18 protein-coding genes and 1 riboswitch are annotated in these 17,993 nt (G+C 71.6%); of the genes, 4 read left to right on the top strand and 14 right to left on the bottom strand.

The annotated features are described in order from the left end of the window. Positions 1 to 111: 111 nt before the first annotated feature. The 3 genes from CDO52_RS11990 to CDO52_RS11980 form a co-directional block, all read right to left on the bottom strand. Positions 112 to 909: a prepilin peptidase gene (locus CDO52_RS11990; RefSeq protein ID WP_232524445.1), complete on the bottom strand. Its 798-nt coding sequence runs from the start codon at positions 907 to 909 to the stop codon at positions 112 to 114. 116 nt (positions 910 to 1,025) lie between these two features. Beyond that, positions 1,026 to 1,739, bottom strand: a complete 714-nt coding sequence (locus tag CDO52_RS11985; protein WP_026125460.1) for an SseB family protein — start codon at positions 1,737 to 1,739, stop codon at positions 1,026 to 1,028. A gap of 75 nt (positions 1,740 to 1,814) precedes the next feature. Continuing rightward, positions 1,815 to 2,291, bottom strand: coding sequence for a MarR family winged helix-turn-helix transcriptional regulator (locus CDO52_RS11980; protein WP_017617006.1), 477 nt, complete (start codon positions 2,289 to 2,291; stop codon positions 1,815 to 1,817). A gap of 137 nt (positions 2,292 to 2,428) precedes the next feature. On the opposite strand from CDO52_RS11980, the gene CDO52_RS11975 reads away from it, so the two are divergent. The 4 genes from CDO52_RS11975 (at position 2,429) to CDO52_RS11960 (ending at position 7,421) form a co-directional block, all read left to right on the top strand. Continuing rightward, positions 2,429 to 2,974, top strand: a complete 546-nt coding sequence (locus tag CDO52_RS11975) for a YceI family protein (RefSeq protein ID WP_026125461.1) — start codon at positions 2,429 to 2,431, stop codon at positions 2,972 to 2,974. A 120-nt stretch (positions 2,975 to 3,094) separates the two neighbouring features. After that, complete coding sequence (locus CDO52_RS11970) at positions 3,095 to 3,430, top strand: DUF2470 domain-containing protein (protein WP_051060639.1); 336 nt, start codon at positions 3,095 to 3,097, stop codon at positions 3,428 to 3,430. A 163-nt stretch (positions 3,431 to 3,593) separates the two neighbouring features. After that, complete coding sequence (locus CDO52_RS11965; protein WP_017617009.1) at positions 3,594 to 6,335, top strand: protein kinase domain-containing protein; 2,742 nt, start codon at positions 3,594 to 3,596, stop codon at positions 6,333 to 6,335. Between the two features lie 165 nt (positions 6,336 to 6,500). Next, on the top strand, positions 6,501 to 7,421 hold the full coding sequence (locus CDO52_RS11960; protein WP_017617010.1) for an aldose 1-epimerase family protein: 921 nt from the start codon (positions 6,501 to 6,503) through the stop codon (positions 7,419 to 7,421). A 136-nt stretch (positions 7,422 to 7,557) separates the two neighbouring features. On the opposite strand, the gene CDO52_RS11955 is transcribed toward CDO52_RS11960, so the two are convergent. The 11 genes from CDO52_RS11955 to fmt all read right to left on the bottom strand — a co-directional run bounded on the left by CDO52_RS11955 (position 7,558) and on the right by fmt (position 17,652). Continuing rightward, the gene (locus CDO52_RS11955; RefSeq protein ID WP_017617011.1) at positions 7,558 to 8,202 is read right to left on the bottom strand and encodes a nucleotidyltransferase family protein; all 645 of its coding nucleotides are present in this window, start codon (positions 8,200 to 8,202) and stop codon (positions 7,558 to 7,560) included. Positions 8,203 to 8,379: 177 nt separating this feature from the next. Continuing rightward, positions 8,380 to 9,543: an XdhC family protein gene (locus tag CDO52_RS11950; RefSeq protein WP_094932384.1), complete on the bottom strand. Its 1,164-nt coding sequence runs from the start codon at positions 9,541 to 9,543 to the stop codon at positions 8,380 to 8,382. A 314-nt stretch (positions 9,544 to 9,857) separates the two neighbouring features. Next, positions 9,858 to 9,992, bottom strand: coding sequence for a hypothetical protein (locus tag CDO52_RS29080; protein WP_017617013.1), 135 nt, complete (start codon positions 9,990 to 9,992; stop codon positions 9,858 to 9,860). Positions 9,993 to 10,124: 132 nt separating this feature from the next. Further along, a complete protein-coding gene (locus tag CDO52_RS11945; RefSeq protein WP_026125462.1) occupies positions 10,125 to 10,589 on the bottom strand; it encodes a PH domain-containing protein in 465 nt (154 codons plus the stop codon). Between the two features lie 58 nt (positions 10,590 to 10,647). Beyond that, entirely contained in the window at positions 10,648 to 11,142 is a 495-nt protein-coding gene (gene ribH, locus CDO52_RS11940) for a 6,7-dimethyl-8-ribityllumazine synthase (protein WP_017617015.1), read from the bottom strand. Between the two features lie 94 nt (positions 11,143 to 11,236). Beyond that, complete coding sequence (locus CDO52_RS11935) at positions 11,237 to 12,538, bottom strand: bifunctional 3,4-dihydroxy-2-butanone-4-phosphate synthase/GTP cyclohydrolase II (protein WP_017617016.1); 1,302 nt, start codon at positions 12,536 to 12,538, stop codon at positions 11,237 to 11,239. Between the two features lie 80 nt (positions 12,539 to 12,618). Further along, positions 12,619 to 13,305, bottom strand: coding sequence for a nicotinamide riboside transporter PnuC (gene pnuC, locus CDO52_RS11930; RefSeq protein WP_017617017.1), 687 nt, complete (start codon positions 13,303 to 13,305; stop codon positions 12,619 to 12,621). After that, a complete protein-coding gene (locus CDO52_RS11925; RefSeq protein ID WP_017617018.1) occupies positions 13,305 to 13,952 on the bottom strand; it encodes a riboflavin synthase in 648 nt (215 codons plus the stop codon). Before CDO52_RS11925 ends, pnuC begins: the two co-directional genes overlap by 1 nt. A gap of 127 nt (positions 13,953 to 14,079) precedes the next feature. Then, positions 14,080 to 14,210: riboswitch (FMN riboswitch) on the bottom strand. Positions 14,211 to 14,397: 187 nt separating this feature from the next. Then, positions 14,398 to 15,063 carry a ribulose-phosphate 3-epimerase gene (gene rpe / locus CDO52_RS11920; RefSeq protein ID WP_017617019.1) on the bottom strand — a complete coding sequence of 222 codons (666 nt, stop codon included), beginning with the start codon at positions 15,061 to 15,063 and terminating at the stop codon, positions 14,398 to 14,400. An 82-nt stretch (positions 15,064 to 15,145) separates the two neighbouring features. Beyond that, on the bottom strand, positions 15,146 to 16,606 hold the full coding sequence (locus CDO52_RS11915; protein WP_017617020.1) for an RsmB/NOP family class I SAM-dependent RNA methyltransferase: 1,461 nt from the start codon (positions 16,604 to 16,606) through the stop codon (positions 15,146 to 15,148). 116 nt (positions 16,607 to 16,722) lie between these two features. Beyond that, complete coding sequence (gene fmt / locus CDO52_RS11910; RefSeq protein WP_017617021.1) at positions 16,723 to 17,652, bottom strand: methionyl-tRNA formyltransferase; 930 nt, start codon at positions 17,650 to 17,652, stop codon at positions 16,723 to 16,725. Positions 17,653 to 17,993: the final 341 nt, after the last annotated feature.

Genomic DNA, 17,993 nt, shown 5'->3' with positions numbered 1-17,993 from the left:
TGATCAGCGGAAGCGGGTCTCCGACGAGGACGACGGCCAGGGCACCGACGATCATGAACGGGCCGAAGGGAAGCTGGGTCTTGCGGGTGGCGCGGCCGAGGGCCATGAGCGTCAGCCCGACGACGGACGACAGCAGGAAGGCGAGGAAGGCCCCGCGATCACGCTGGACAGGCCCTGCCACCCCAGGAAGAGGCCGAGCATGCCGGACAGCTTGACGTCGCCCCAGCCCATTCCGGCGGGGTAGATGAACCAGAGCAGGCCGTAGAAGGCGGCCAGCCCGACCATCCCGACCAGCGCCCCGCTCACCCCTCCGGCCACGCCCCCGAGGTTCGACAGGCCCGTCAGGGAGTCGGCCGTGGCGGCGTCGGCCGCTCCGAGGCGGTCGGCGGGCCCGCCGACGTACGCGGCGGCCAGCGCCCCGCCCAAGACGAGCGGCAGGGCGACGGGGTAGGAGCGCAGCACGAGCACATCGGGCAGCCGGTGGACGCGGATGTCGATGACTGAGAGCACGGCACCGAGCGCGCCGAAGACGAGCAGGGCGGCCAGCGCCGCCCAGCTGTGCCCGGTGATGCCGAGCCCCAGCCCGGCCGTGGCTCCGATCCCCGCGAAGACCGCGGCGGTGGCCCAGACGGTGGCCGTGGAGGTCGTGACCGTGGCCCGGCACGAGGGACAGCGCCCGTGCCGGAGGAAGCCGGCCGACCGGGGTACCGGAAGCCACCGGAGGAAGGGGATCTCGGCACCGCAGTGCGGGCAGGTGGGAGGCGGCGGCCCGGAGTCGTCGTCTGGTTCGGGCTCATGCCGCACGAACAGCGGCACCACCCGCCCCGTCGCCCATCCGACCGCGACCCCGACCAGGCCGAGGGCGACCGCGAGCACGACGGCGAGCACGACATCGGGGGATGGAGGCATGAACGGGAACCTATCCGATGCCACCGATGGGGTGGTTTCGATGATCTCGGGGATATCGACCGAATAATTGCCGACATTCGGTCGATATCCCCGAGATCATCGGACGCCCGGCCTGGTCAGTCCGCGTCGCCGCGGCGCGCGCGGACCACGGCGCTCAGTTCGACGCCGCCGGGCAGGAGCGGGGCGAGTTCGGCGGCGAGGCGGTCGGCCACGCGGCGGATCGAGTCGTCGTCGCGGCGGTCGAGCTCCAGGCGGACACCGATGTCGGCGCGTTCGGAGCTGTGGATGCGTACACGCTCGATGCCGAACTCCGTGTGCGTGATGCGGTAGATCATCGCGAGGACCTGGGGGTCCTCCTGGGGTTCGGGCACGGTCCCGCGTTCGGCGAGGATCGTGAGGAACCGGCCCTGGACCGCGTAGGTGATCGGGCCCGCGACGTCGACGACGAGGGCGTCGGCTCCCTCGTCGATCGCGGACTTGCAGGCCTCGACGGCGGTGACCGGGACGGGGCGGGCGTCCTCCCGCCAGCGGCGCACGGCGTCGACCGAGGTGAAGGCGAGGACGCCCCTGCGGCCGTCCTTGCCGATCATGAGGGGGACGGCGACGTCACTCTGCTTGTCGCGTTCGAGGCCGTCCTCGCCTTCCTCGACCTCGGTGGGTACGGCGACCACGGGGACCAGCACCCGGGAGGGGCCGAGTGCGGCCAGCACCTGGCGGTCCCCGATGGCGCCGCGGGAGTAGGCCTCCAACCGCTCGGTTACCTGTGGATCGGCTGAGCCGTCATCGTCGCGAAATCTCTGTGCGCCGGTGAGGGTGGGTCGTTGGGTCACGACTGGTGACTCTAGACGATTTCAACAGGTTGAGAGGGGCAGAGCGGGTTTAATCCCCCAGCGGGGAGGCCGATCTCACCTGCGGGTGCGCTCGCGCAACCCATCCTCCAGTACGCCCATGATCTCGCCGAGGCGCTCGACCTGTTCGGAGGTGAGCCGGTCGAACAGGCACTCGCGCACCCGAGCGACGTGTCCGGGGGCGGCCTCCGACAGCGCCTTCTCACCGTGCTCGGTGAGGACGGCCCACGAGCCGCGACGGTCCTGGGAGCAGCTTTCGCGACGCACGTAGCCGTCGCGCTCCAGGCGTGCGATCTGGTGGGACAGGCGGCTCTTGGAGACGATCACGCTGTCGGCGAGGTGGCGCATGCGCACGCGCTGCCCCTCCGCCTCCGACAGGCTCACGAGAATGCCGTACTCGACGAGCGTCAGTCCGTCGCGCTGGCGCAGGTCGCGGTCGAGCTCCTGGTTCATCAGGGAGTTCGTTCGCAGGAAGCTGCGCCAGATCCGCTGCTGATCGTCATCGAGCCAGTCGACCGGGTCCATGGCCGTCATCGTAGTCCGGCCTCCGTTGCCCGCGGGATCCCCTGCCATGTCATTCCTTACCAGCAAGACTCCTCCTCGGAATCAAAAACGTGTCAACGTGGTAACTGATTGTTATCATGCAATCTCGTCATCTTTCGGGGGGAATCATGACCGAATTCGACCTCAAGCCCGGGACCTGGAAGATTGACCCAACACATTCACAAATCGGTTTCTCCGTCCGACACATGATGATCAGTCGCGTGCGCGGACGTATGGAGAAGTTCAGCTCCAGCCTGGCAGTCGACGACGATCCCCTCGCCTCATCGGTCAGCGCCACGATCGACGCGACCAGCATCGATACCGACAACGGGGAACGCGATGCCCACATCCGTTCAGCGGACTTCTTCGACGTCGCGGCCTTCCCCGAATGGACCTTCACCTCGACCGGCGTCCGCCAGGACGGTGCGGCCTTCCTCCTCGACGGCGACCTGACCATCAAAGGGGTGACCCGTCCGGTCGAGCTGAGGATGGAGTTCAACGGCACGAGCACAGACGACTTCGGCTTCACCCGGGCACGTTTCCACGCCGAGACCGAGCTCAGTCGCAGGACATTCGGCGTGGACATCGAGATGCCGATGGACGGCGGCGGGATGGTCGTGGGAGATCGGGTCGCGGTGGAGATCGATGCCGAGTTTATTTATGAACCCGATTGATGGCCGCTTGATGACTGACCGGAAATAGGCACTGCTCCGCAGGGCGGGTGGGCGGCAGCCACCCGGGCCCCAGCTTTCACGACGCTCCGTCGTATAATCCGTCCGATCCCGCAAGGGCCGATGATCACGGAGAGGAACCGACCACCGTTGCCTGCGACACCGTTCACCCCCGAGGTCGTCCATGCCGTCACCAAGCACATGAACGACGACCACGCCGAGGACACCCTGCTCATCTGCCGAGCCCTGGGCGGCCGCCCCTCGGCCACCGCGGCCCGGATGACCGGCCTCGACGGATACGGCGGCGACTACGTCGCCATCGTGGACGGAGCCGAGGTCGAGGTACGCATCCCGTGGTCCCGTCCGCTCACCGAACGCGCCGAGATCCGCCAGGAGGTCGTCCGCATGTACCAGGACGCCTGCGAGATCCTCGGGGTCCCGCCGCACGCGGGGGCGTGACAGCCTTCCCTCACGTCGCTCACTTCCGTCACTGGTCCGGCGTTTCGGTCATGCGCGCTGAAGCCGCACATAGCGCCTCAAGCGTCGGGCTTGAGGCACTGACCTAATCTGGAGGGCACCCCCTCGTCCAGTGGTCCAGCACCGGAAAGACGCCCCTTCAACGATGGTCACTCCTGATCAGCCGGATCCGGCGGCACCCACGCAGCGGATCGACCCGACGCCGGCCCAGTCGACGACGCGGCTCGACACCGGGCGTGGGCCGACGCGGTGGGTCACCCGGGTTCTGCGCCCCGGGGGCGGGTCTTCCGAGAACGCCGGATCCTCGGACCCGACGCGGACCCTGGAGCCGCGCACCCGCGTGCTGCGCGGCGCTCGCGGCGGGGCGTCCACGGGCGCTCGGACGTCCACCGCCAGAGCCGCCGATGCGACGGCCGCGTTCCGGGGCACCGCCGCGCGGCCTGATGCCTGGTGGCGACGCGTCTTCGGCCCGCTCCTGGAATGGTTCGCCCGGCTGATCGGGCGGATGGTGGTCGGCCCGGCGAGCGAGCTGGACTACGCCATCCCGGCCGAGCTCCGCCGCGCCTACAACGTGCGGGGACACATCGGGGCCGGGGGCGAGGCCATCGTCTACCTGGCCGAACCGGTTGACCAGCGCACGCCTCCGGAGGGCGCAACGGCGTCCGACAACGCCAACGACCGGGGGAACACCGACGGCGCCGGGGACGGCCGCCGGGTCGCGCTCAAGGTCTACCGCCCCGGACACGACATCAACCGGGAGCTGCTCGACCGCCTCCGTGCCCGGGGCGCCGCCGATCCGCACACCCCCGCCATCCACGGCTACGGGTACGCGCGCAGCTCGTGGGGCGAGGAGCTGGCGTGGGAGGCCCAGGAGTACTTCGCCAAGGGCTCGCTGCGGTCCGTTCTGGACGAGGCCCCGCTTTCCGAGGAGCGGGCGCGGGCCATCGTGTCGGCCGTCGCCGACTGCCTGCACCACTGGCAGGACTCGCTGCAGCACAACCACACCGACGTGAAACCCGAGAACCTGCTGGTCCGCGACCTCGACCCGCCCGTGTTCGCGCTCACCGACTTCGGCGGCGCGGTCCGCGCCACGATGAGCCGCGTGTACGGCGGGCTCGCCATCACCGAGGACTATGCCGCACCCGAGGTCGTCGAGGGGCGGCGCGAGGCCCCGGCCGCGTGGTGGTCGCTGGGGATCATGGTGCACGAGCTGATGACCGGCCGCCGCCCCGAGCGCGGTGAGAGCTGGCTGACCGCGCGCACCACCGACATCGACGTCTCCGGCATCCCCGACGAGCGCTGGCGGCTGCTGGCGCGCGGTCTGCTCGCCCCGATCCCGTCGGCGCGCTGGGGGCACGACGAGGTCCGCGCGTGGCTCTCCGGTGAGCGCCCGACGATCGTCGCCGCCCGCCGCCACGCCCCGCTCGTCTTCGCCGACGTCTCCCACGACGACCCGCCGAGCCTCGCCTTCGACCTGCTCGACCGCTGCGACAAGGGCGAGGTCTGGCTCCGCACCCATTGGCCCAGCCTGCGCACCTGGCTGGACCGCGAAGTCAACGACTACACCTTCGACCGCGCCTACCTCACCCAGCTCGACGCCCACCCCGAGCTCGTCCACCTGGCGATCAGCGCGCTGGCCGCGCACTACGTGCCCGGCATGCCGCCCCGCTACCGGGGTCACGAGATCAGCGCCGAGGGCGTGCTCGGGCTGGCCGCCGGAGAGCGGAGCCGCCACGCGCTGCTGCGCGACGCCATCGAGCAGGGCGCGCTCGACCTCGCGGCCCGGCACTGGTGCGGGCACCCCGCCTGCCGGGCCGATGGCGCCCGGCGGTGTGCGCTGCTGGAACGCGTCCAGCACGAGGTCCCGCTGATCATGGAGCAGGTCGCGACGGCCACCGACCGGCTCCACGAGAGCGGGGTCTCCGGTATCACCGGCCTCGCCGAGCACGAGTGGGACGCGGCGTGGGCGACCGCGGCCGAACTCGTCCTCGACCCCGAAGCTCCGGCCCGGCACCGTCGGCTGCTCCGCGACCAGTCCTGGCACCCCTCCCGGCGCAGCGACGCCCCGCACGCCCCGTGGTGGCGCGAGCAGCGGCGCACCGGCCTGCGCGGCCGGGCCGACGAGGTCACCACGAACGCCGCGCTGGTCACCGCCTCCCTGCTCCTGCCCGCCGCGACGGCGGCGGGTACCGCGCAGCGCGAGCTCGAACGCGCCAACACCCGCGCGCGCTGGCGCGGCCGGTGGCAGAGCACCACGGACGCGGTCGGCGGCGGCTGGGCGCGGGTGCGTGAGCGGCTGTCCACCATCCGCTCCAAGGGCACCGCCGGCGGCCCGACGTCCCCCACGCCCGTCCCCTACGGTCGGCAGCCTGGCGCCGGGGCCGATGTCCCACGCTCCCAGGAGCAGCGGCGGGCCGACCGCGCGATGAAGCAGATCCTGCGGGCGATGAGCGCCGGGAAGTGCCGCCGCTTCGCCTACCCGGCGGCGCTGCTCGGGATCCTCGACACGCTCGGCCGCGTGCTGCGCGGACCGGAGGGGTTCTTCCCCACGACCGAGACCGTGCGCTCGCTGTACGAGCCGCTCGTCGCGTTCGGCGCCGACGAGGGCCCGAACACCCAGCCCGTCGTCGCCCTGGCGAAGTACGTTGTCGGGCTGCTGCCCGGCGGGGTCGCCGAGCAGTGGTGGCTGCCGGCCGCCCTCGGTGTGGTGCTGGTGCTCCTCGGCCGCGCCGCGGCGAACGGCCGACGCAAGGCCCGCACCCAGCTGGGCGCCTTCCGGCTGGCCGTCGTCGGGTCGGTGTTCATGCTCCTCGTGCTGCTCTCCACCGGCTTCGTCATGCTCGGCGCCGGAGTCCTGATCCCGCTGGACGCCCTGCTGGCCGGATAGCCGTAGGAGGCCGTGCGTCGACGACCACCGCTCCCGTCCTGGCGCAGGTCGCCCCTTCCGCATCGGAATGTAAGAGATTCTCGCCGATCGCCCGCGTCGCGCGGCGTGCGCCTATATGATCGCCCGGTAGCTGGATCAAAACGAGTAGATGAGTGACGGTGTCCGGTGGGCGACGCGATCGAACTGGCGGCAGGCGAGTACCGCGCGATCATCGGCCGCAACGGAGCCACATTGCAACGGCTCACCTGGTGCGGCGGTGACCTGATCTGGGGCGGCGAATCCGATTCCCCAGGCGCGGGGGGCGAGGCCTTTCAGGGGCGGCTGATGGCTCCCTGGCCGAACCGGGTCGAGAAGGGCCGGTACACCTTCGAGGGAACCGAGTACCAGCTGGAGATCACCGAGCCCGAGGGCGGTACCGCGATCCACGGGCTGGTGCACTCCCGGTCCTGGACGCCGCACGACACCACCTCGACCCACGTGCGCCTCACCTACGCCCTCGACGGCGAACCGGGGTACCCGTTCCCGCTGGAGTTGGCGGTCGACTACCGGCTCCACCCGGCCTCCGGATTGAGCGTGCTGGCCACCGCGCACAATGTCGGGTCGACGGCAGCCCCGTACGGCTTCGGGGCGCACCCGTACCTCACGGTCGGGATGCCGCTGGACGAGGCGACGCTGCACCTGCCTGCTCGGCTCCGGCTGCCCGTGGACGACCGGTTGCTGCCCACAGGGCCACCGCAGAACGTCGCGGGTACGGAGTACGACTTCCGCACGCCGCGCCGCATCGGGGAGACGGTGTTCGACACGGCCTTCACCGGCCTGCGCCCCGGCGCCGAGCGATGGTCCTGGACGGTGCTGTCCGGGCCGGACCACGGTGTGGGCCTGTGGGCCGACTCGTCCTGTGGCTGGCTGCAGGTGTACAGCGCCGACGGTCTTCCCGGCGCCGCGCACCGGGGAGCGCTCGCCGTCGAGCCCATGACCTGCCCGCCCAACGCCTTGGCGAGCGGCCAGTGTCTGCGGGTGCTGGGCCCGGGAGAGCACAGCGACGCGCGCTTCGGCATCCGCATGATGTCATCGGCGCTGGGCTAGAGCGGCTCGGGTACGAGGGGCCCGGGCGCGAGATGGTGTGCGGGCCGAAGCCGCGGTGGTTGGGGGCTGGGGGAAGCGGCTTCGGCGCGGTCAGTGTGCGTCTGTTCGTCTGTTCGTCCGTTGAGGGGCGGACCGGCTAGTCCGGTCCGACGGTTATGCCGTCGGTACCACCCGGCCCGAGATCGAGGATCTTGCGCATTCGCTCCAGGTCCTCGGCCGTGTCGATGTCATCGGGGCTGGCCACGTCGTCGCAGTCCACGGGGGTCACCAGGTGGGAGTAGGCGCGCAGGAACGGCCGGGCGCCCACGTCGCCCTCCGCCAGTGCGTGCACGCTCGGCCAGTGCTCCCGGCCCAGCAGAACGGGGTTGCGCAGGTTGCCTCCGTACGTCGCGACGACCGCCCGGGAGCCCTCCGCGTACGCCTCGCGCAGCCGTCGTACCGCGGCGGAGGTCACCAGGGGCTGGTCCACGAGGGCCACCACAACGGCGTCCACCTCGGTCGGCATCGCGTCGAGACCCGTGCGCAGCGACGATCCCATGCCGCTGGGCCACTTCGGGTTGTGCACCTCGGTCGCGCCGTCGACCTCGGCCTTCGCAGCTCCTGTCACGACATAGACCGGCACGCACCCTCCCTCTCGCAGGATCCGCGCACCCCGATCGACGAGCCGCTCGCCCGCGAGCTCAACGAGGGCCTTGGGCCCGCCGAGCCGGGTCCCCTCCCCCGCCGCGAGCAGCAGTCCGGCGACCGGTGTGCCGTCACCGCCTGTCTTGCGTGTCGTCATGACGCGATGATGTCACGCTCAGGAGGGTTCGCACCCCTGTCTGCGATATCGCTCCGGGTGCACGAAGGGCCCGAAACCCCACCCGAAGGAAGGATTCGCAGCCAGCGGTGTCCAGGTGGTCGGACTGCTTGGCCGGATCCGGCCGCAGCGGTGCTCTACCGACGGCTTCGGGCCAGGTCACCGCGTGTGAGTCCCCGCTGTCACCTCGGTAGGGACGCTCGGCGCCGGTGACGCCATCGGCTCGATGTGGATACGCCCGGTGGTCGAACTGAGGGGGCGGCCGCTGCCGCCCCACCGGGCCTGGATGAGCTCGGCGGCGATCGAGACCGCGGTCTCCTCGGGCGTGCGGGCGCCGAGGTCGAGGCCGATCGGTGAGTGCAGGCGGGCCAGCTCCTCCTCGCCCACGCCCTCCTCGCGCAGCCGGGCCATCCGGTCGTCGTGCGTGCGGCGGCTGCCCATCGCCCCGATGTATCCGGCACGGGTGCGCAGGGCGACCTTCAACAGGGGCACGTCGAACTTGGGGTCGTGGGTCAGCACGCAGATGGCGGTCCGCTCGTCGATCTGGTCCTCGATCTCGGCGAGGAAGACGTGCGGCCACTGCACCACCACCTCGTCGGCCTTGGGGAAGCGCTTGGCGGTGGCGAACACCGGGCGGGCGTCGCACACCGTCACGCGGTAGCCGAGGTGGGCGCCGATGTCGGCGACAGCGGCGGCGAAGTCGATGGCGCCGAACACCAGCATGCGCGGGGCGGGGGCGAAGGACTGCACGAACACCTCCAGCTCGTCGCCGCGCCGCTGGCCGCCGGCGCCGTAGCGCAGGATGCCGGTGCTGCCCTGGGCGAGCATGCCGCGGGCGTCGTCGTCGACGGCCGCGTCCAGCCGCTCCTTGCCCAGGGTTCCCTCGCTGTGGTCGGGCCAGATGACCCGCCGCTGCCCGAGCCGTCCGGGGCCGGAGACGATGGTGGCGACCGCCACCGGCTGGTGCTCGTCGATAGCGCCGATGACCGCGCCCAGCTGCGGGTAGAGCGTCCGGTTCACCGGCTCCACGAGGACGTGCAGGGTCCCGCCGCAGGTCAGCCCGACGCTGAACGCGTCGTCGTCACTGACGCCGTAGCTCTCGCGGGCGGGGGTACCGGTGGCGATGACCTGCTGCGCCAGCTCGTAGACCGCGCCTTCCACGCATCCCCCGGACACGCTTCCGATGACCTCGCCCGTGGCCCCGACGGCCATGGCCGCGCCCGCTTCTCGCGGGGAGCTCCGGTAGGTGTCGATGACCGTCGCGAGCGCGAAGGTCTCACCTGAGGAGTACAGCTCCCCAACGGCCGAGCGGATGTCACGCACGTTCCAACTCCTTCTCCGGCTCCAGCCGCGACGGCGGTGACCCGACGCGCCCCGCGGGTCCTCCCGTGGCCCCTTGGTCCTGTGGCCCTGTGTACATGTCTGGACTGCCAGGCTATGTGGTCGGGAGCACATTCGCAGAGATCGTGATCCTCCAAAGATCTCCACGGTCCCTCGTATCCGGGCACAGACAGCGCTGGCGCCTCGCGCGTCGCGGTGGCGGTCAGGGACGGCGACAGGAAAAGGGCGGGCGGCCGTGGCACGGCCGCCCGCCCTTTCTTCTTCACCGCGGGAGTCGGTGGAAGTCGCGAATGCGATCACTGGACGATGAGCGAGATCACCGCCAGGACCAGAACCGTCAGCCACAACAACGCGGCGGCCCGACTGATTCCGGCGCCGCGGTGCGGGGGTCGGGGCCGGGTGGGCGTCGTGTTCCGGGTGAGGGTGCCCATACTCCTATGACGCCGCGTGACGCGAGGGAGTTCAACTGGTCTTCTCGGCTCCTGGGGCGCGGCACCCTCAGCGGTCGCGGCGTGTGGCACGTGCCACCCGGCGCCGTGACCGGCGCGCCCGGACGGCGCCGGTCAGCGCTCCGGCTCCTCGGCCTCTCCGCGCTCGTGCAGCAGGGCGCGGAACTGGGCGAGGTTGGTCTGCGCCAGCTCGCCGTCGTTGCTCTGGATGCCCATCACCGCCAGCGTCGACCCGTCCGCCAGGTCGATGGAGGGCCACGGCTCCCCCACCGGCATGCGGATGTCGATGATCTCCGGCCACTCCAGGACGTGCGTGCGGATGCCGTTGACGACGGTCACCCGGTTCTCGGCCGCGGTCAGCCGCGGCCGGGCGAGGAGGTGCAGGGCCGCAACGCCGACCAGGCCCATCATCACCAGGCCGACCCGGTCCTGCAGGCGCCAGTCCGCGGGGAGGACAGCGGCCAGGATCACCATCGTGGCCAGCGTCACAACGGCGAGCCCGTAGGCGACGATGCGGATGTTGCGCGGGCGCCATGTCACCGGAAGCGCCCGTGTCTGACCATCGACCGGCTCACTCAACGGTCCCTCTTCTCTCACGTCCACCGGCCCCAACGTTGTCCCCTTCTCCCCTCTCGGCTTACCCCGTGGGGCGGGTTTCGCTCGCGCGCAGCCCGCGCAGGACGACGGCGCTGTCCAGCGCCGCCTGCGCGGCCTCCCACCCCTTGTCCTCCCGGCTGCCCGGGAGACCGGCGCGGTCGCGCGCCTGCTCCTGGGTATCACAGGTCAGCACGCCGTTGGCCACGGGGGTCGCCTCGCGCAGCGCCACGTCGGTGAGCCCCTGGGTGACCGAGAGGCAGACGTAGTCGAAGTGCGGTGTTCCGCCGCGGACGACCGCGCCGAGGGCGACGACGGCGTCGTGCGTGCGGGCGAGCTCCTGGGCGACGACCGGGATCTCGATGGACCCGGCCACCTTGACGACGGTCGGGGTGTCGGCCCCGGCCTGCTTCGCGGCGTCCATGGCGCGCCGCACCATCGGCTCGACGACCTCGGCGTTCCACCGGGTGGCGACGATGCCGAGAGTGAGACCGGCCGCGTCGATGGTCGCTTCGTCGGGACGTCCCGTTCCGCTCATGGGTGATGGTCCTCGTCGTGAATGTGGGTCGGCAGTGTCGGTTGGTTGTGGTGGTCGGCTCTGGCTACGGACCGGTGTCCGACGCCAGGACCGCTCAGTTGGCGGCGGCGATGCCGGGCAGGTCGTGGCCCATGCGGTCGCGCTTGGCCTGCAGGTAGCGGAGGTTGGCCGGGGTGACGGCCGTGGGCAGGGTGACCCGCTCGGTGACGGTGATGCCGTTGTCGACGAGGCCGTCGATCTTCTCGGGGTTGTTGCTGATCAGCCGGACCGAGGAGACGCCGAGGTCGGTCAGGATCCGTGCTCCCGCGCCGAACTCGCGGGCGTCGGAGGGCAGGCCGAGCTTCAGGTTGGCGTCGACGGTGTCGGCTCCGGAGTCCTGCAGGCGGTAGGCCTGGAGCTTGCGCAGCAGGCCGATGCCGCGGCCTTCGTGTCCGCGCAGGTAGACGAGGACGCCGCGGCCCGCGTCGGCGATCCGTTCCATGGCGGCCTCCAGCTGGGGGCCGCAGTCGCAGCGCAGCGAGCCGAAGCCGTCGCCGGTGAGGCATTCGGAGTGCAGCCGGGCCAGCACGTCGGTGCCGTCGCCGAGGTCGCCGTAGACGAGGGCAACGTGCTCGGCGCCGTCGGCCAGGCCGCGGTAGCCGATGGCGCGCCATTCGCCGTGGCGGTTGGGGATGCGGGTCTCGACAACACGGTCGACGAGCGGGGTGGGCCACGCCGGGGGCTCCTCGACGGAAGTGTCGGCCTCGAGGTGGGCGGCGAGCTGCTCGATGGAGACGAGCTTGAGGCCGTGGTCGTCGGCGAACTCGCGCAGCCGGGGCAGCCGGGCCATGGTGCCGTCGTCGTTGACGACCTCGGCGATGACACCGGCGGGCCGCAGTCCGGCGAGGCGGGCGAGGTCGACGGCGGCCTCGGTGTGTCCGCGGCGGACGAGCACGCCGCCGGAGCGGGCGCGCAGCGGGAAGATGTGGCCGGGTCGGACAAGGTCCCCGGCGGTGCTGCGCGCGTCGGCGAGCAGCCGGAGGGTGTGCGCGCGGTCGGCCGCGGAGATTCCGGTGGTCACTCCGGCACGCGCGTCCACCGAGACGGTGTAGGCGGTGCGCATGCTCTCCTGGTTGACCTTGACCATGAGCGGCAGGTCGAGGCGGTCCGCGTCGTCGCCGGTGATCGGGGCGCAGACGACGCCGGAGGTGTAGCGGATCATGAACGCGAGCAGTTCGGGGGTGGCGGCCTCGGCGGCGAAGATGAGGTCGCCTTCGTTCTCACGGTCCTCGTCGTCCACGACGATGACGGGGCGTCCGGCCGCGATGTCGGCGATCGCCTCGGTGATGTCGTCGAGGCGGATGGGGGCGTCGACCGGCTCGGTCGGCTCGATCCGCTCCTGGATGGCACTCGTCATCGTGGCTCCTTGAACTTGACCTGCTCGGCCTGCGTGGACTGCGCGAACCGCGCTGCTGTGGGAAGGTTCGGGACGGGTACTCATGCGCCCACCGCCGTCGTCCTGGATGGGGCGGTCGCGGCGAGGTCGGCCCGCTGACGGATCCGGTACTGGCGGCTCCAGTCGCGGATTCCCAGCGCGGCCAGGATGAAGAAGACGCCGTAGACGAGGCCGGTGACCCACAGGCCCGACAGCAGGGCGAGGGGGACGCCGACCAGGTCGACGATGATCCACACGAACCAGAAGTCGATCAGCGCGCGGCTCTGGGCGAAGGTCGCGATGGCGCTGCCGACGAAGATGAAGGCGTCCGGCCAGGGGGCCCAGGACAGGCCGGTGGCCTCGAACATCAGCGCCACGGCGATGGTTCCGCCGATGAGGGCGCCGAGGAGCAGCCCGCGCTCGTGGCCGGTGGCCGGGCGCACCCGGAGTTCGGCGCCGCCGCGGGTCTGTCGCGCCCAGCGGGTCCACCCGTAGAGGACCAGGCCGATGAACATGACCTGCTTGAGGGCGTTACCGGTGAGGTGGGCGTCGATGGAGACCGCGAAGAGGAGCACGGCACCGGTGAGCTGCACGGGCCAGGTCCACATTGACCGGCGGATGGCCAGGGCGACCGTGGCCAGGGCGGCGATGTTGCCGATGAGGTCGGCCCAGCGGACGTGCTCGCCGAAGAGGGTGAAGCCGGCGTAGGCCCACTGCAGCCACCACACGCCGGTGGAGACGTCGCCCATCAGGCGCCGCTCCTCTCGTCCGCGCCCGCTGTGGGACGTGCCGCCGTGCCGGTGAATCCGACCAGGCGCTCGACGTACTTGGCGACGATGTCGACTTCGAGGTTGACCGGGTCGCCGACGCCCTTGCGGCCGAGGGTGGTGAGGTCGAGCGTGGTGGGGATCAGGCTGATGGTGAAGGAGCCGGGCTCGACGGAGACGACGGTGAGGCTGACGCCGTCGACGGTGATGGAGCCCTTCTCGACGACGTAGCGGGCCAGGTCGTCGGGGAGGGAGATGCGCACGGTCTCCCAGCGTGAGCCGGGGACGCGCTCAAGAATCCGCCCGGTGCCGTCCACGTGGCCCTGCACGATGTGCCCGCCGAGCCGGTCGGAGACCTTGGCGGCACGTTCGAGGTTGACGGGTGATCCGGGGCGCAGCGCGCCGAGGCTGGAGCGGTCCAGCGTCTCCTTCATGACGTCGGCGGTGAACGTGCCGTCGGCGTTGTCGGTAACAGTCAGGCAGACGCCGTTGACCGAGATGGAGTCGCCGTGCCGTGCGTCGGAGGTGACGTCCGGGCCGCGTACCGCGAGCCGGACGGCCGCACCGTCGGCGCCGTCGGGCGTGATCGCCGCGACCTCGCCCAGTTCCTCGACGATTCCCGTGAACATGTCCGAGCCATCCCCTTCACCTGGTCAGGCTCCGGGGATGAACGTGAGCGGGGAAAACCGCTCCGGGACCGGGGGGACAGATACGCCGCGCCGCTTCGGCGGAGCGGTCCTCTGCCCGTCCGATCCCACGCGTACTGCCTCCCATCCGGACTTTCACCGTCGGTACCGGAATTTCACCGGTTCAACCGGCCGATGGATTCGGCCGGGTCGCGGACTGTCACCGCCGGTTCGGACTTTCACCGACCCCGGAGCACGCGTTGGACAACGTCTTGAGGAACAAGTGTGCCATGACGGCGTATTCCTGTCGCGCACGAGCCCCCCGGAAAACGTGTACGGCCCCGTGGCGCGCGTCACGCGCGCCACGGGGCCGTGTGCCGGGGTGTGGGGCCATGCCCGGCCCGCCGGAACAGCTCGGAGAGCGGGGCGATGGGACCGGCGGCGGGGGCTAGATCGCCGCCTTGACCGCCTGGGCGCGCAGGGCGTCGACGGCCGCGGCGGGGTCGTCGGCGCCGTAGACGGCCGAACCGGCCACGAAGACGTCGGCGCCCGCGGCGGCGGCGCGCTCGATCGTCTCGGCGCTGACGCCGCCGTCGACCTGCAGCCAGACCTGGGCGCCGCTGCTGTCGATGAGCTTGCGGGCCCGTTCGATCTTCGGCAGCACGAGGTCGATGAACTTCTGCCCGCCGAATCCGGGTTCGACCGTCATCAGGAGCATCATGTCCACCTCGGGGAGGAGGTCGGCGTAGGACTCCAGTGCGGTCGCCGGGTTCAGGGCCAGACCGGCGCGGGCGCCTTGGCGGCGGATCTCGCGCAGGGTCCGGACCGGTGCGCTCGCGGCCTCGGCGTGGATGGTGACGCTGCCGGCCCCCACCTCGGCGTAGGCGGGCGCCCAGCGGTCGGGGTCCTCGATCATCAGATGGCAGTCCAGCGGCAGGGCCGCGGCCTTGCGGAGGGATTCGACGATCGGCAGGCCGAGGGTCAGGTTGGGGACGAAATGGTTGTCCATAACGTCGACGTGCAGCCAGTCGGCCGAATGCGCGACCGCCGCGGCCTCATCGGCGAGATGGGCGAAGTCGGCGGAGAGGATGCTGGGTGAGATCTGGATTGCCACGGCACCGAGTCTAGTCAGGGGGCCGTTTCGACCTGCGCGCCCGGGGCGGGGCCGGACGCGCACGCGGCGGTGTCGGCGGCGCTCAGTTCTTCCGCAGCAGCGCCAGGAACATCGCGTCGGTGCCGTGGCGGTGCGGCCAGAACTGCACGTAGTCGCCTGCCGCGACGTCGGGGACCTCGTCGAGGAAGTCGGCGGCGCGCAGCACCGTCACGTCGGAGCGGTCGGCGAGCACGTCCTCGATGACGCTCCGGGTCTCGGACAGGTGCGGGGAACAGGTGACGTAGGCCACGACACCGCCGGACCGCGTCGCGTCGAGGGCGCGGGCGAGCAGGTCACGCTGGAGAGGCGCCAGTTCGTCGGCCGTGTGCGGGGTGCGCCGCCAGCGCGACTCCGGGCGTCGGCGCAGCGCGCCCATACCGGTGCAGGGGACGTCGACAAGGACGCGGTCGAAGGCCCCGTCGCGCCAGGCAGGGCGGGTGGAGTCGGCCACGACCACGCGTCCGGCGTCGCGCACGGAGCGCTGGACGGCCTGGGCGACGAGTCCGGCGCGGGCGGGCTGCACCTCGACGGCGAGCAGGCGGGCGTCGCGCTGCCCGGCGAGCCCGGCGAGCAGTCCGGCCTTGCCGCCGGGACCGGCGCACATGTCGAGCCAGCGGGCGTCGGCGCCCTCGACGGAGACGCGGGTGAGCGCGAGCGCGACCAGCTGGCTGGCCTCGTCCTGCACAGCGGCGCGGCGCTGGCGCACCTCGCGCAGCAGGGCAGGATCGCCTTCGGGCAGGTAGGCGGCGAAGGGCGAGTAGCGGGCCTCGGTGGCACCGCCTTCGATGAGGTCGGCGACGCTGGCGCGGCCGGGTTTGGCGACCAGCGTCACGCGGGGGCGCTCGTTGTGGGCCGCGAGCAGCTGCTCGGTCTCGGTCAGGTCGCTGCTCTTCGGGTCCTCGCCGAGGGCGGCGGCCAGGGCGTTCACCATCCAGCGGGGGTGGCTGTGCACGACGGCGAGGTGGCCCACGGCATCGGCGTCGCGGTCGGGCGCGACGACAGCCAGCCACGCGTCGAGGTCGCGGGCGCTGACCTTGCGCAGCACGGCATTGACAAAGCGGGCACGGTGGTGGCCGACGACCCGTCTGGCGATATTGACGGTCGCGCTGACGGCGGCGTGCGGGGGGATGTTGGTGGACAGCTGCTGGTGCGCGCCGAGGCGGAGCAGCGGCAGGGCCTCTTTGTCGACGGACTTGAGCGACCGGTCGATGCAGGCGTCGAGGATCGCGTCGTAGGTGCCCTGGAGGCGCAGCGTGCCGTAGGTGAGCTCGGTGGCGAGCGCGGCGTCCCGTCCGGTGATATTGCGTTCGCGGAGGAGGGTGGGAAGGAGGAGGTTCGCGTAGGCGTCGCGTTCCTCGACCGCGCGCAGGACGTCGTAGGCGGTGCGTCGGGCGGGATCCCGAGGCGCGGGCGGGGTCGCCGGGTTCTTCTTCCCGCCGCTCTGGCCACCGCCGCCCTTGGGGCGGCGGGACGGGCGGTACGGGGAACGGGAACGGTCGGTCACCTTGGGATCAGCCTTACGCCTGGGAATCGCCGGGAGAAACGGGAGAAAGTCGGATGGCCCGCCTCGGCGCGTCCGCTGAGGACACCGATCGGGCCACCTATCGAGGATACGGCAGCTCAGCCGCCGAGGTGGTCGTCCTCGCCGGGGCGCACGCCGCGCGCCCAGTCGACGGCCGCCATCAGGCGCTTGCCCTGCGGCTGGACCTCGCCGAGTTCGACGGGGTGGGTGGCGGTGCCGACGAGTACCCGCTTCTTCTCCGCGGAGAGTCGGCCCGGTGCCAGCGGCTCGGCGTCGGGGACGGGCAGAACGGGGCCGAGCTTGATCCGGGTGCCGCGGAACGTCGACCACGCGCCGGGGGCCGGTGTGCAGGCGCGAATGAGCCGGTCGACGCGCATCGCCGGGGCACCGAAGTCGACCTCGGCGTCGGCCGGCGTGAGCTTGGGGGCGTACGAGACGCCGTCGTGCCCCTGCGGACGGGCCTCGAGCTCGCCGGACTCGATGCCGTTCAGGGTCCGCAGCAGCAGTTCGGCGCCGGACTGGGAGAGCCGCGTGAGGAGTTCGCCACTGGTGTCGCGCGCGCCGATGGGCTCGGTCAGCATCCCGTAGACGGGTCCGGCGTCGAGGTCCCGCTCGATCTCGAAGGTCGCGGCCCCGGTGACGTCGTCGCCGTGCAGGATGGCGTGCTGGACGGGGGCGGCGCCGCGCCAGGACGGCAGCAGCGAGAAGTGCAGGTTGACCCAGCCGTGCCGAGGGATCTCCAGGGCCGGCTGGCGCAGCAGCGCACCGTAGGCGACCACAGGGCAGCAGTCGGGCGCGATGGCGCGCAGTCGGTCCAGGAACTCGGGGTCACCGGCCTTCGCGGGCTTGAGCACCTCCAGCCCAGCCTCGGCCGCGACCTCGGCGACCGGGCTCGCACTCACCTTGCGGCCCCGCCCGGACACGGCGTCCGGCCGGGTCACCACGGCCGCAACCTCGTGCTCCGACTCCAGCAGCAACTTGAGTGAGGGCACCGCGACCTCGGGTGTTCCAGCGAAGACCAACTTCATCAAATCTCCTTGCGTGAAAACCCCTGCCTTAAGGCAGGGGAGGAAACGCATCCCTCAGCCCTGCGGCGCTCCGCGCCGCAGTATCACTTGGGAACGCTGGTAGGTGGTGGCCGGAGCGGGTGAGGCCCCGACCACCGTCGCCCTCACGGGCGAAGCTCCCCGGCCCCAGGGGGCTCGGGGGTGACGCCACCGAGCACAGGTGAATGCCCGGTGATCTCCCCTCGACCATGTTCCGCGCCGGGTGCCTTACGGCGTCCGTGCCCCGTTTCGTCCCTGATCCCGGGGTTGTCTGCTGACACGGATTCCAGAGCCCGGAGCTGGGGAAGCACCCCGGGGTGGGT

Source organism: Nocardiopsis gilva YIM 90087 (assembly GCF_002263495.1).
GTDB lineage: Bacteria > Actinomycetota > Actinomycetes > Streptosporangiales > Streptosporangiaceae > Nocardiopsis_C > Nocardiopsis_C gilva.
The sequence above is the reverse complement of the archived record's forward strand: the minus strand, read 5'-3'. Positions and strand labels throughout refer to the sequence as shown.